The following is a 13,602-nucleotide window of genomic DNA, read 5'->3' on the forward strand; positions in this document are numbered from 1 at the left end:
GCTGGTCATCCCGGCCGGAGCGAAGCGGATAGCCGGGATCCATGCCTGAACCTGGACCGGAAGCGCTCCAGCATGAATCCCGGGTCAAGCCCGGGATGATGCCGTGGTTCCATGCAAAAGCGGCACGCTCTAGAGGCTCTTAGACCCTCACCTTCACATAGGTGCCGGGCGCGTCGGCGAGCGCCGGCAGCTTGCCGCCGCCCGGCTCGCGGGCTGCGACCCTCTTCGGCGCCTGGGCCTGGACCCAGGCGAACCAGTGCGGCCACCACGAGCCCGGATGCTCCTCGGCCTTAGCCTGCCAGTCGGCATAGGCGCCCTTGGCCGGCCCGCCCGTCCAGTACTGGTACTTCACCTTGTTTGGCGGATTGACGACACCGGCGATATGGCCGGAGCCCGCCACCACATGCTCGACAGGGCCGCCGAAGCATTGCGAGCCGTTGAAGACGGATTGCGCGGGGGCAATGTGGTCCTCGCGCGTGGCGAGGTTGTAGATCGGCATCTTCACGCGTCCGATGTCGAGCGTCTTGCCGCCGATGCGCATCTCGCCCTTGGAGAGCTTGTTGTCGAGATAGCAGTTGCGCAGATAGAAGGAATGGTTCGCCGCCGGCATCCGGGTCGAATCCGAATTCCAGTAGAGTAGGTCGAAGGCGGTCGGCGCCTTGCCCTTGAGGTAGTTGTTGATCGCATAGGACCAGATCAGGTCGTTGGGCCTGAGCATGTTGAAGGCGCCGGACATGCGGGAACCGTCGAGATAGCCGGTCTTGGCCATCTGATCCTCGATCGCGCGGATCTGCTCCTCATCCACGAAGACCGAGAGTTCGCCGGCCTGCGAGAAATCGACCTGCGTGGTGAAGAAGGTGGCGCTTTCGATCCGCTTGTCGCCGATGGCGGCCATGTAAGCCAGCGTGACGCCGAGCAGCGTGCCGCCGACGCAGTAGCCGATGGCGGAGACGCGCTTCTCGCCCGTCACCTGCTCGATCACGTCGAGGGCGGCGAAGATGCCCTCGCGCATATAGCTCTCGAAATCCTTTGCGGCGTGCCGGGCGTCAGGGTTGACCCAGGAGACGCAGAACACCGTCAGCCCCTGCTCGACGCACCAGCGGATGAAGCTCTTCTCCGGATTGAGGTCGAGGATGTAGAACTTGTTGATCCAGGGCGGCACGATCAGCAGCGGCCGCTTCAGCACCTGCGGAGTCGCCGGGGCGTACTGGATCAGCTCCATGATCTCGTTGCGGAAGATGACCTTGCCGGGGGTGGTCGCGATGTTGACGCCGACCTCGAAGGCGCTGGCGTCGGACTGGCGGATCTTGAGCTCGCCGCCGCCGGCCTCGACGTCCTCGGCGAACATCTTCATGCCGCGCACGAGGTTCTCGCCGCTCTGCTGCAGGGTCTCGCGCAGCAGCTCGGGATTGGTCGCGACGAAATTGGTCGGCGAGAGCGCTCCGGCGATCTGCTTGATGTAGAAGCGTGCCTTGTTACGGGTATGGGGATCGAGGTCGTCGGCCTTGTCGACCATGGCCTCGGCCCAGCGCGAGCCGATCAGATAGGCCTGCTTGATGAAGTCGAAGGTCGGGTGGTTCGTCCAGTCCGGATCCTTGAAGCGGGTGTCGCGCTTGTCGGGTTCGGCAACGGGCGCGACCTCCTCGCCGCTGGCGCGCTTCAGGGCCGTGCTCCACAGATTCATGAAGTCGCCGGTGAGCGAGGCCTGCGCCTCGATGATCTTGGCGGGATCGTTGACCCAGCGCTCGGCCACGCGGCTGAGCGTCTTGACCATGTCGCTCGCCTCCTCGGCCTGGCCGGTCTTGGCATCGCCGCGTTCGAGGGGCTTCAGATAAGCGGCCGTGACCTTGCCGTATTCCTCGACGAGCCGGCCCATGTTCTGGGCGAACTGGTCGAAGTCGGGGACGGCGGCTTCGGCGGAGCTGCTGGTGCCCTTGGACTTGTCGTCGGCGTGCCGGCTCATGAGTCGTCCTTCCCCCTCGTGTTTTAGGATAGCGCATGGCTTCCCATTTTGGTCCTATTAAGGACGCAGCCGCTGTGCTTTACCAAGCACATTCGACAAACCCGCTGGATGAACCCATGCTGATCGAGATGCCCGCGAGAAAGCCGCTTCTAATTGCGGGGGTGGTGCTTGCGGCCGGCCTCGCCCTGGCAGGCTGCGCGAGCGACGAAGGCATCAAGGGCGTGGCGGAAGCAGCCGGCATGGCGACGACGCCGCAGGAGGCGAAGACCTTCGTCAGGGAGACCCGGCAGGCGGACACGAACTACATCGCTGTCGGCAGCAGGATCCCGGTCGATACCCTCTGCCCGGGACCGAAGCCGCCGCCGCCCTATGTGCCGTCCGGAGACGCCGCCCGCTTCGCTGCGCCGAAGCCTGCCCGCGGCGCGAACGACCCCTGCAAGCGGCGCTCGGATTTCGAGAAGATCGAAGCCCAGCTCGAGGCCAAGCGGCAGGTCAACGAAAGCGCCGGCAACCAGGCGAAGGCGCTGGGGGCGACGCCGCCACCGCAGCCCGCAAAGATCCCCACGAACTGACCGACGGCCTTCGTCTTTGCAGCGGAGCGCCCCGCCGCAGGTGTCGCCATTTCGTCGCAGTCGCAAAATCTTGCGTTTTTTCTCCTGTGCGGACGAAAGATGCGGTGCTAAGCACCTCCGGCGCAAGGAAGTGATGCGCGCGAAAAGACATTGCCGGCGCCTCCGGCCGAGGACCTGTTCGAGATGACCGATTTTCACCGTATCAAGCGCCTGCCGCCCTACGTTTTCGAACAGGTCAACAAGATCAAGGCAGCCGAGCGCGCCAAGGGCGTCGACATCATCGATCTCGGCATGGGCAATCCGGACCTGCCGGCGCCGAAGCATGTCATAGAGAAGCTGGTCGAGACGGCCGGCAAGCCGCGCACCGACCGCTATTCCGCGTCGAAGGGCATCACCGGCCTGCGCCGCGCCCAGGCGAACTATTACGAGCGTCGCTTCGGGGTGAAGCTGAACCCTGACACGCAGGTCGTCGCCACGCTGGGTTCGAAGGAGGGCTTCGCCAATATGGCGCAGGCCATCACCGGCCCGGGCGACGTCGTGCTCGTGCCGAATCCGAGCTATCCGATCCACGCCTTCGGCTTCCTGATGGCGGGCGGCGTGATTCGCTCGGTCCCGGCCGAGCCGACACCGGCGATGTTCCCGGCGCTTGAGCGGGCGGTGATGCATTCGGTGCCGAAGCCGATCGCGCTCGTCACCTGCTACCCGGCGAACCCGACGGCCTATGTCGCCTCGCTTGATTTCTACCGCGATCTCGTCGCCTTCGCGAAGAAGCACGAGCTCATCCTGCTCTCGGACCTCGCCTATGCCGAGGTCTATTTCGATGACCGCAATCCGCCGCCCTCGATGCTGCAGGTGCCGGGCGCGATCGATGTCGCCGTCGAGTTCACCTCGATGTCGAAGACCTTCTCCATGGCCGGCTGGCGCATGGGCTTCGCCGTCGGCAACGAGCGGCTTCTAGCGGCGCTGGCGCGGGTGAAGTCCTATCTCGACTACGGCGCCTACACGCCGATCCAGGTCGCGGCGGCGGCGGCTCTCAACGGCCCCGACGACTGCATCCGCGAGATGCGCGACATCTATCGCAAGCGCCGCGATGCGCTGGTCGAGAGCTTCGGCAAGGCTGGCTGGGAGTTCCCGGCGCCGGAGGCATCGATGTTCGCCTGGGTGCCGATCCCGGAGAAGTTCCGCCATCTCGGCTCGCTGGAGTTCTCGAAGCTGCTGATCGAGAAGGCCGAGGTCGCGGTCGCACCCGGCATCGGCTTCGGCGAGCATGGCGACGATTATGTCCGCATCGCCATCGTCGAGAACGAGCAGCGTATCCGCCAGGCCGCCCGCAATATCGGACGCTTCCTGAAGGGTGCCGACGCCACGCTGCACAACGTCATCCAGATGCCGAAGGCGGGGTAGGGCAGAACTTCAGAGGGTGTGGTGCTGCGGCCTCTGGACTCAAGGCCGCAAAACATGGGAACCGATGCGATGCGGACGGCTCGTTCCGCATCGCGCCCGAGGCCCGCTCCCATGCCACGAAAAGGCCGCCTGCTCGGCGTCGCTTTCGCCGTCTTCGCCCTGGTCTGTTTGGTCGCGACCTACGACTATTCGAAGGGGCGGATCCCCCAGACGAATTCGGCGCTGGTCTCGGAGGTTCTGTCGGTGACGAACGGACGCGAATGCGCCCGTGACGCGACCGAGATCGTCTCTCGCTTCATCCCCGTCGGGACCGGCCGGGCCGAGGCCGAGCGCCAACTCGCCGAGGTCACGATCGACCCGCCCAAGCCCTGGTTCTGGACGCCGGCCGTCGAGAACAGCACGGTCTCCGAGGGCAATTCCATTGAGGCGCTGCACACGATCAAGGCAACGGCCTTCGGCACCAACCTGCTGCGCATCTATCTCGGCTTCGAGGACGCCAAGGTGAAGCGCGTCGCAGCCGAAGTGGTCTGCCATTTCGGCTGAAGGCATCGACCGGACTTACTGCCGCCGCAGCAGGTGCTTGAGGGCGCTGTCCGCATGCGGGTCGACATAGTGAAGCAGCGCGGTCGAGCGGATCGCGTCGGGGTCGCAGGCTTCGTTGGTGTGGATCGAGCGGTACCCGTTGAACAGATAGAGATTGCCCGGCGTGAGCTTGAGGTGCCGGATGCCGCGATGCCCTCGCTCATAGCGCGCTCTCAGGACCTTTTGCGAGAGCGGGTTGTCGAGCAGGATCTTGTCGATGAAATTCAGTGCGTAGGATGAACGCAGCTTGCGCGAATTGGGCATGATCAGCAGGTCGCCCGTCTTGCCGCGCTCGGGGATTATGATCGGGATCAGCGCCGTCAGCAGATAGGAATCGTAGTGGAAGTTCAGCGAGTTCGCGGCCGCTAGCCTGCCGGAGAGGCAGCGCAGCACCTGATAGAACGGTGCGTCGGGCGCGACCTTGCCGGTGGTTCGCTCATAGATGGCGTGACATAGCGCGATGAAGTCCGCGTCCTCCGGCCAGGAATGGAGGAACGTTCCTTCGAGTCCGTTCGCGCCGCGGATCGAGAGGTAGTTTCCACCGTTGCGCGCCACCGCCTGCCGCACGAATTCCTGGGCCGATCCCAGCTCAGCGGGCGGGATATAGCCTTCGATGACGGCATAGCCGTCCGCATCGATGCGCCGGGCGATCTCGGCGGTATCCGTCGCGGTTTGCAGTGGGGCAGTCGCAAGCATCGCAGGTCTCCTTCCAGAGGTGGGAAACGGCGAAGGCATCTCGTGGAATTCAAAGCAAGTTCCGTGCCTTGGCTGGCCGCGCGGCGGCCGGGGAGGCGGGCGCGCCGTTGACTCGAACTGCGCCGCATGCGACCCCCACGCCATGACGATGCACGCCCCACTCCCCGAGAACACGCCCTTGCGGGTCGGCATTGCCGGCCTTGGCACGGTGGGAGCAGCCGTCGCCGGAATTCTCCAGCGCCAGGAGAATGCGCTGGCCGCCCGCTGTGGTCGCGCCATCCGTGTCACCGCCGTCTCGGCGCGCGATCGCAGCCGCGATCGCGGCATCGATCTCGGCGGCCTCGCCTGGTTCGACGACCCGGTCGCTCTGGCGCAGTCGGACGAGATCGATTGCTTCGTCGAGTTGATGGGCGGTTCCGACGGGCCGGCCAAGGCGGCCGTCGAGGCGGCGCTCTCGGCCGGCAAGCATGTCGTTACCGCCAACAAGGCACTGCTTGCCGCTCATGGCAACGCGCTGGCGGAACTGGCTGAAGCGAAAGGCGCGGCCCTGGCGTTCGAGGCCTCCTCCGCCGGCGGCATCCCGATCGTGAAGACGCTGCGCGAGGCGCTGGCCGGCAACAATGTCAGCCGCATCTCGGGCATCCTCAACGGCACCTGCAACTACATCCTGTCGCGCATGGAGCAGGAAGGGCTGACCTTCGAGGCCTGCCTGAAGGATGCCCAGCGTCTCGGCTATGCCGAAGCTGACCCGACCTTCGACGTCGAGGGCTTCGACACGGCGCATAAGCTCGCCATCCTGACGAGCCTCGCCTTCGGTACGAAGATCGACGCCGAAGCGATTCATGTCGAAGGCATTTCCGCGATCACGCCGCTCGACCTGAAGATGGCGGATGATCTCGGTTATCGCATCAAGTTGCTCGGCGTCGCCGAGCGCACCAAGACCGGCATCGAGCAGCGCGTGCATCCCACGATGGTGCCGAAATCCTCCGCCATTGCGCAGGTGATGGGCGTGCTCAACGCCGTCAGCGTCGATGCGGATGCCGTCCGTGAGATCACTCTGGTCGGTCCCGGCGCGGGCGGCGACCCGACAGCCTCGGCCGTCGTCGCCGATATCGCCGATGTGGCCCGCGGCACGGCCGGTCTGCCCTTCGGCCTGCCGGTCGCGCGTCTGGAAGAAGCCAAGCGCGCCCCGATGCAACGCCATGAAGGCGGCTACTATGTCCGCCTCGCCGTCGCCGACCGGCCCGGCGCCGCCGCGGCCATCGCGACCCGCATGGCCGAAGCCGATATCTCGCTCGAAAGCATCGTCCAGCGTCGCTCGCCTGAGGCCGTGACCCGCGATCCGGGTGGCCGCTCCGGCGCGCCGGTCCCGGTCGTGCTGATCACCTACGCCACCAGCGAGACCGCCATCCGCGCCGCGCTCGAAAAGGTCACGGCCGATGGCCATGTCGCGGAACCGCCGCAAGTTATTCGCATAGAGCGGGAATAGGCTTCGCGCCCGTACCCAGCCACGTCTTTGCAAGGGGACCTCATTTCATGTCCGTCGATCTTCGTATCTCCCCCGATCAGATCATCGAGCGCTATCTCTCGATGGAACTCGTCCGCGTCACCGAGCGCGCCGCCGTCTCCGCCGCCCGCCTGCGCGGCCACGGCAACGAGAAGGCCGCCGACCAGGCCGCCGTCGACGCGATGCGCCGCGAATTGAACCGCCTGCCGATCGACGGCGAGATCGTCATCGGCGAGGGCGAGCGCGACGAGGCGCCGATGCTGTTCATCGGCGAGAAGGTCGGCAACAAGCAGGGCCCGAAGGTGCATATCGCGGTGGATCCGCTCGAGGGCACCACGCTCTGCGCCAAGGACATGCCGGGCTCGATCGCCGTGATGGCGATGGCCGGCGCCGGCAGCCTGCTTTACGCACCCGACGTCTACATGGACAAGATCGCCTGCGGCCCGGGTTACGCCAAGGGCGTGATCGATCTCGACGCCTCGCCGGCCGACAACATCAACGCGCTGGCCAAGGCCAAGGGCGTGAAGCCCAACGAGATCTCGACGCTGATCATGGACCGCCCGCGCCATGCCAAGCTGATCGAGGAGGTCCGCAAGACCGGCTGCTCGATCCGCCTCATCACCGATGGCGACGTCGCTGGCGTGATCTTCTGCACCCAGCCCGAGAAAACCGGCATCGACCTCTATCTCGGTATCGGCGGCGCGCCGGAAGGCGTGCTCGCGGCGGCGGCGCTGCGTTGCGTCGGTGGCCAGATGCAGGGTCGGCTGATCCTCGACACCGAGGAGAAGCGCGTGCGCGCCCACGGCATGGGCGTGCTTGACCCGAACAAGAAGTACGACATGTCGGAGATGGCCTCGGGCGACGTCATCGTCTGCGCGACGGGCGTGACGGATGGCGGCCTGCTCTCGGGCGTGAAGTTCGGCAAGGACTTCATCGAGACCGAGACGCTGGTCTATCGCTCGATCACCGGCACGGTCCGCCGCATCTATGGCGAGCACCGCGAGTTCTCGAAGTTCCAGCTCGACTGAGCCCATCGCAGCGCAAGCATTGTTCAGAAGCGGCCGGGTTGCTCCCGGCCGCTTTTTTCTTGTCCCACCGGCAGTGCCGCAACGGTTGGGGCAGCCTCAGCGCCACATGCCGCGCATGCGCGCCTGCAGGTCGATGCGTGGACCCGCGCTCGGCGGCCGGGCGGGTTGCGCCGCCGCGCGCGGCCAGGCGGTCTGCTCGAAGCGGCCGAGCAGCTTGGTGGGAATGAAGCGGCTGCGCGCCGCATAGACATGCCGATCGCCCGTGCTCGATTGCCCATGCGTGAAGAAGCGCTGCGGCACGATGAGGTCGAGATGATCCTTGGCGCGCGTCATCGCGACATAGAGCAAACGCCGCTCTTCCTCGATCTCGTCGGGAGCTCCGACGCCGAGATCGACCGGTATGCAGCCGTCGACCACGTTCATCACGAAGACGGACGACCATTCCTGTCCCTTGGCCGAATGGATCGTCGAGAGGATGAGATAGTCTTCATCGAGATGCGGCGGTCCCGCCCGATCGCTTGTCGCGTTCGGCGGATCGAGCGTCAGCTCGGTCAGGAAACGCTCCCGTGAGGGATAGCCTGCCGCGATCTGTTCGAGCTGAATGAGGTCGGCCTGCCGGCTGGCGGCGTCCTCGTGCTTGCGTTCCAGATGCGGCGCGTACCAGAGCCGGGCACGTTCGAGATCGGCGGGCCAGGCCGCATGCCCGGAGGCGAGCGCGGCGATCGTGGCGAGGAAATCCGGCCAGTCGGCTCCGGCTCGCTGCGGTGGCTCGGCAGCCCCGAGGGCGGCCAGCGGTTCGCTTGCGAGCTCGATCTGGTCGAGCACGCGTTGCGCGGTCGTGGGGCCGACGCCGGGCAGCAGCTGCATGAGCCTGAACCCCGCGACCCGGTCCCGCGGGTTCTCGACGAAGCGCAGCAGCGCCAGCATGTCCTTCACATGGGCGGCATCGAGGAACTTCAGCCCACCGAACTTGACGAAGGGGATGTTGCGCCGCGTCAGCTCGATCTCCAGCGGCCCGCTGTGATGCGAGGCGCGGAACAGAACGGCCTGTTCCTTCAAGGTGGCGCCGGCCTCGCGGTTCTCCAGCACCCGCTCGGCGATGAAGCGCGCCTGGTCGGCTTCGTCCCGGACATTGACCAATTGGGGGGCTGAGCCGGCCGCGCGCTCGGTCCAGAGATTCTTGGTGAAGCGCTCCGCGGCGAGATCGATGACCGCGTTGGCGGCCGAGAGGATGGCCTGGCTCGACCGGTAGTTCTGGTCGAGCGTGATGACCTCGGCCGGCGGCGAGAACGCGGCGGGAAAGTCGAGGATGTTGCGGACGGTCGCCGCCCGGAACGCGTAGATCGATTGCGCATCGTCGCCGACGACGGTCAGGCCCTGGCCATCGGGCTTCAGCGCCAGCAGGATCGACGCCTGCAACCGATTGGTGTCCTGGTATTCGTCGACCATGACATGGTCGAAACGCTCGCCGATATCGCTGGCGAGATCCGGGTCGGTCATCATCTGCGCCCAGTAGAGCAGCAGGTCGTCGTAATCGAGCACGCTCTGGCGCTGCTTGGCCTCCACATAGGCCGCGAACAGGCTTTTCAGCTCGGCCGCCCAGTTCACGCACCAAGGATAGGAGCGCGCCAGCACCCTGTCGATCTCCGTTTCGGCATTCACGCAGCGCGAATAGATGGAGAGGCAGGTGCCTTTCGTCGGAAAGCGCGCCTCTGTCTTCGAAAAGCCGAGCTCGTGGCGCACGAGATTCATCAGGTCGGCCGAATCCTCCCGGTCATGGATCGTGAAGGAGGGCGCGAGCCCCAGCTGCTCGGCGTTCTCGCGCAGCAGCCGGGCCCCGAGACCGTGGAACGTGCCGGCCCATGTCAGCGCGTCGGTCAGGACGGCGGCGCCTTCTCCGATAACCTTGCGGGCGATCCGCTCGACCCGGCGGATCATTTCCGTCGCCGCCCGGCGCGAGAAGGTCATCAGCAGGATGCGGCGCGGATCGGCGCCGGTGACGATCAGATGCGCGACGCGGTGGGCGAGGGTGTTGGTCTTGCCGGAGCCCGCGCCCGCGATGACGAGCAAGGGCAAGGCCGCCGGCACGCCCACGCCATAGGTCGCCGCCCGCCGCTGGGCAGGGTTGAGATTGTCGAGATAGGATGTGGCGAGCAGCGGCGAATCAAGGGCGAGCATGGCCCGGATTCGATCATTTTCGCGTTTTGTTCGCAATCGATCCTTGCGTGCAAAAGTCTCGGTCAGGCGACGGACTGCGCCGCCGCCCGCCCTGCAGCCCGCCCCGAAAAGATGCAGCCGCCAAGGAAGGTGCCTTCGAGTGCGCGGTAGCCATGGACGCCACCGCCGCCGAAGCCGGCCGCTTCCCCCGCCGCATAGAGCCCGGGCACCGGCTCGCCAGCCTCGTCCAGAACGCGCGACGAGAGATCCGTCATCAGCCCGCCGAGCGACTTTCGCGTCAGGATGTTGAGGCGCACCGCGATCAGCGGGCCATGCGCCGGGTCGAGGATGCGGTGCGGCTTCGCCGTGCGGATCAGCTTGTCGCCGAGATAGGCGCGCGCGCCGCGCAACGCCGTCACCTGCAGGTCCTTGCCGAAGGGATTGGCGAGAGCGCGGTCGCGCGCTTCGACCTGCCCGCGCAGATGCGCCTCGTCGATCAGCTGCTCGCCGGTCAGCTCGTTCATGCGCGCGACGAGACGCGAGAAATCGCTCTCGACGATGAAATCCTCGCCCTTGTCCATGAAGGACTGCACCGGCCCCGGCACGCCGCCTCCGGCACGGCCCAGCACCTGCCGCCAGCTCTTGCCGGTCAGGTCGGGGTTCTGCTCGGAGCCCGACAGCGCGAATTCCTTGGCGATGATGCTGCGGTTGAGCACGAACCAGGAATAGTCGTAGACGGTCCCCATGATGTGCTCGAGCGTGCCGAGCGTATCGAAGCCGGGGAAGAGCGGCACCGGCAGGCGGTTGCCGCGCGCATCGAACCAGAGCGAGGAGGGGCCGGGCAGGATACGGATGCCATGGTGCGGCCAGATCGGCGCCCAGTTGGCGATGCCCTCGACATAGTGCCACATCCGGTCGCCATTGATCAGCCGGCCGCCAGCGGCCTGCGCCACGCCGAGCATCGCGCCGTCGACATGATCGGGCACGCCCGAAAGCAACCGGGCAGGGGCCTTGCCGAGCCGCGCCGGCCATTGCGCCCGGACGAGATCGTGATTGCCGCCGATGCCGCCGGAGGAGACGATCACGGCCTGTGCCTTCAGCGAGAAATGCCCGGCGACATTGCGGCTGCTCTTTTCGCCCCGCCCGACGGCGCTCGGCTCCAGGATATCGCCCTCGACCCCGTCGACCGCTCCGCCGCTCTTCGTGACGCCGGTGACGCGATGGCGGAAATGAAACGAGAGCAACCCCTTGGCCTGTGCTTCCTTTGCGCGGCGCAGGAAGGGTTCCAGCACGCCAGGTCCCGTGCCCCAGGTCACATGGAAGCGCGGCACCGAATTGCCATGGCCGGTCGCGAGGCCTCCGCCGCGCTCGGCCCAGCCGACGACCGGGAACCAGCGCATGCCCATGGCGTGCAGCCAGCTGCGCTTCTCGCCGGCGGCGAAGTCGAGATAAGCCTCGGCCCAGCGCCGCGGCCATTCGTCCTCCGCCCGGTCGAAGCCGGCCGAGCCGAACCAGTCGTCATCAGCCAGCTCACGCGAATCGCGGATGCGCAGGCGCCGCTGTTCGGGGCTGTCGACGAGGAACAGCCCGCCGAGCGACCAGAAGGCTTGCCCGCCGAGCGATGCTTCCGGCTCCTGGTCGAGCAGCACGACCTTGCGCCCCGCTTCCGCGATCTCGCAGGCAGCGACAAGCCCCGAAAGTCCGGCGCCTACGATCGCCACGTCGGTTTCGTGCAGCATGTCCCGCCCCGAATGCCGCCTTTGCCGGCGGCTTCGGCGCAGTATGGCGGCCGTTCGCGGGCCGGCCAAGTTCGGCGCTGGTTGACCTTATGCTCCGCTTGCGCGACGCCCTTGGCACGATGAGTCCGATACAGCCCCGTGTTTTTCTTGGCGTAACCCGCTCCGCGCTCGGCCGCCCCTGGCGCGACCGGCTGGATACGGCCGGGCTCGGCCGGGCGGAAGCGCTCTCCCAGCGCGAGGGCCTGTCCGACATCCTGTCGCGCCTGCTCGCCGTCCGCGGTGTCGAGCCGGCCGAGGCTGGGCGCTTCCTCGAGCCGAAACTGCGCGACCTGCTGCCCGATCCCGCCATCCTCACCGATATGGCACCCGCCGCGGCGCGGCTCGCCCAAGCGGCGCTGCGTGGCGAGCGCGTTGCGATCTTCGGCGACTACGATGTCGACGGCGCCTGCTCCTCCGCCTTGCTCGCGGGCTTCCTGACGCAAGGTGGAGCGCGCCCGCGCATCCATATCCCCGACCGCCTGATCGAGGGCTACGGCCCCAACAGCGAGGCGATCCGCATGCTGGCCGGCGAGGGCGCGACCCTCCTCGTCACGGTCGATTGCGGAACGACGAGCGACGAGCCGCTGGCGGAGGCGCGCCGGCTCGGCCTCGATGTCGTGGTGCTCGACCACCATCAGGCGCCTGAGCGATTGCCTCCTGTCGAAGCGCTGGTCAATCCGAACCGGCAGGACGATCTCTCCGGCCTCGGTCATCTCTGCGCCGCCGGCGTGGTCTTCCTGACGCTGGTCGCCACCAGCCGCGAGTTGCGCCGGCAGGGCCATTGGGCCGCGCGCGGTGGTGAGCCCGATCTGCTGGCCGCGCTTGATATCGTCGCGCTGGCGACGGTGGCGGATGTCGTGCCGCTGCAAGGCCTCAACCGCGCCTTCGTGCGGCAGGGGTTGGCGATGATGCGCAGCCGTGCCCGTCCCGGCCTCGCCGCGCTGATGGACGTGTCCGGCCTCGATGGCCCGATCCAGCCCTGGCATCTCGGCTTCCTGCTCGGCCCCCGTATCAATGCCGGCGGGCGGATCGGCGATGCGGCGCTGGGCGCGCGCCTGCTGATGACCGACGACGAGGTCGAGGCCCGCACCATCGCCGCCGAGCTCAACCGCCTCAACCAGGAGCGGCAGGAGATCGAGCGGCTCGCCGTGCTGGAGGCGGTGTCGCAGGCCGAGCATGAGCTGGCGGGAATCGAGGACATGCCGGTGCTGCTCGCCGGCAGTGCCGACTGGCACCCCGGCATCGTCGGTCTGGTCGCCGCGCGGCTGAAGGAGCGCTTCCGCCGCCCCGCCTTCGCCCTCGCCTTGAACGGGGAGGGTGGGGCCACCGGCTCCGGCCGCTCGGTCGCTGGCGTTGATCTGGGGCGCGCCGTGCGTGCGGCGGTCGAGGCCGGCCTTGCGGTTAAGGGCGGCGGCCACGCCATGGCGGCCGGCGTGACGCTGGCCGGCGGCCAGGCCGGGCCCTTCCATGCCTTTCTCAACCAACACCTGGCGCGCGAGGTCGGGGCCGCCGGCGAGGCCGAGGCGCTGCTCGTCGACGCCGCACTCAGCGCCGGCGGCGCCAGCCCGCGCCTCATCGCCGAGATCGAGAAGGCGGGCCCGTTCGGCTCGGGCAGCCCGGAGCCCGTCTTCGTCTTCCCCGCGCACCGTCTGACCGATGCCATCGAGATCGGCAGCGGCGGCCATGTCCGCATCAAGCTGCGCTCCGGCGATGGCGCAACCATCGGCGGCATCGCTTTCCGCGCGGCGCAGGAGCCGCTGGGCCAGGCCCTGCTCGCGGCGCGCGGCGAGACTGTTCACCTCGCCGCGACGCTTTCGCTCAATCGCTGGGGCGGCAATGAGACGGCGGAACTCCGCATCCTCGATCTCGCTCGCCCGATCTGACGAGGGCTCCGTCACATTTCTTGTGAACAGGA

At 67.2% G+C, this 13,602-nt stretch carries 10 protein-coding genes; 6 read left to right on the forward strand and 4 right to left on the reverse strand.

Annotation, left to right across the window (positions count from 1 at the left end; all coding sequences use genetic code 11):
• Positions 1–139: 139 nt before the first annotated feature.
• Positions 140–1,963, reverse strand: coding sequence for a class I poly(R)-hydroxyalkanoic acid synthase (phaC, locus tag NWE53_RS02795; RefSeq protein ID WP_320109546.1), 1,824 nt, complete (start codon positions 1,961–1,963; stop codon positions 140–142).
• A gap of 116 nt (positions 1,964–2,079) precedes the next feature.
• Here phaC and NWE53_RS02800 point away from each other — a divergent pair, with 116 nt between their 5' ends.
• The 3 genes from NWE53_RS02800 (at position 2,080) to NWE53_RS02810 (ending at position 4,482) form a co-directional block, all read left to right on the forward strand.
• On the forward strand, positions 2,080–2,535 hold the full coding sequence (locus tag NWE53_RS02800; RefSeq protein WP_265052871.1) for a hypothetical protein: 456 nt from the start codon (positions 2,080–2,082) through the stop codon (positions 2,533–2,535).
• Between the two features lie 183 nt (positions 2,536–2,718).
• The gene (locus NWE53_RS02805; RefSeq protein ID WP_265052872.1) at positions 2,719–3,939 is read left to right on the forward strand and encodes an LL-diaminopimelate aminotransferase; all 1,221 of its coding nucleotides are present in this window, start codon (positions 2,719–2,721) and stop codon (positions 3,937–3,939) included.
• 111 nt (positions 3,940–4,050) lie between these two features.
• Positions 4,051–4,482, forward strand: a complete 432-nt coding sequence (locus NWE53_RS02810; protein WP_265052873.1) for a hypothetical protein — start codon at positions 4,051–4,053, stop codon at positions 4,480–4,482.
• A gap of 15 nt (positions 4,483–4,497) precedes the next feature.
• On the opposite strand, the gene NWE53_RS02815 is transcribed toward NWE53_RS02810, so the two are convergent.
• On the reverse strand, positions 4,498–5,217 hold the full coding sequence (locus NWE53_RS02815; protein WP_265052874.1) for a hypothetical protein: 720 nt from the start codon (positions 5,215–5,217) through the stop codon (positions 4,498–4,500).
• A 148-nt stretch (positions 5,218–5,365) separates the two neighbouring features.
• Between NWE53_RS02815 and NWE53_RS02820 the strand changes: the two genes are divergently transcribed.
• Together NWE53_RS02820 and glpX are read left to right on the forward strand one after the other, a co-directional pair.
• The gene (locus tag NWE53_RS02820; protein ID WP_265054799.1) at positions 5,366–6,706 is read left to right on the forward strand and encodes a homoserine dehydrogenase; all 1,341 of its coding nucleotides are present in this window, start codon (positions 5,366–5,368) and stop codon (positions 6,704–6,706) included.
• 47 nt (positions 6,707–6,753) lie between these two features.
• Positions 6,754–7,752 (forward strand): class II fructose-bisphosphatase, encoded by a 999-nt coding sequence (gene glpX, locus NWE53_RS02825; protein WP_265052875.1) that lies wholly within the window; start codon positions 6,754–6,756, stop codon positions 7,750–7,752.
• A 96-nt stretch (positions 7,753–7,848) separates the two neighbouring features.
• Here the strand turns inward: glpX and NWE53_RS02830 are convergent, their stop codons facing one another.
• Positions 7,849–9,930 carry an ATP-dependent helicase gene (locus tag NWE53_RS02830; RefSeq protein WP_265052876.1) on the reverse strand — a complete coding sequence of 694 codons (2,082 nt, stop codon included), beginning with the start codon at positions 9,928–9,930 and terminating at the stop codon, positions 7,849–7,851.
• 62 nt (positions 9,931–9,992) lie between these two features.
• On the reverse strand, positions 9,993–11,648 hold the full coding sequence (locus NWE53_RS02835; protein WP_265052877.1) for an FAD-binding dehydrogenase: 1,656 nt from the start codon (positions 11,646–11,648) through the stop codon (positions 9,993–9,995).
• Positions 11,649–11,767: 119 nt separating this feature from the next.
• Here NWE53_RS02835 and recJ point away from each other — a divergent pair, with 119 nt between their 5' ends.
• Complete coding sequence (recJ, locus tag NWE53_RS02840) at positions 11,768–13,570, forward strand: single-stranded-DNA-specific exonuclease RecJ (RefSeq protein ID WP_265052878.1); 1,803 nt, start codon at positions 11,768–11,770, stop codon at positions 13,568–13,570.
• Positions 13,571–13,602: the final 32 nt, after the last annotated feature.

The organism is Bosea sp. NBC_00550, from assembly GCF_026020075.1.
Lineage (GTDB): Bacteria > Pseudomonadota > Alphaproteobacteria > Rhizobiales > Beijerinckiaceae > Allobosea.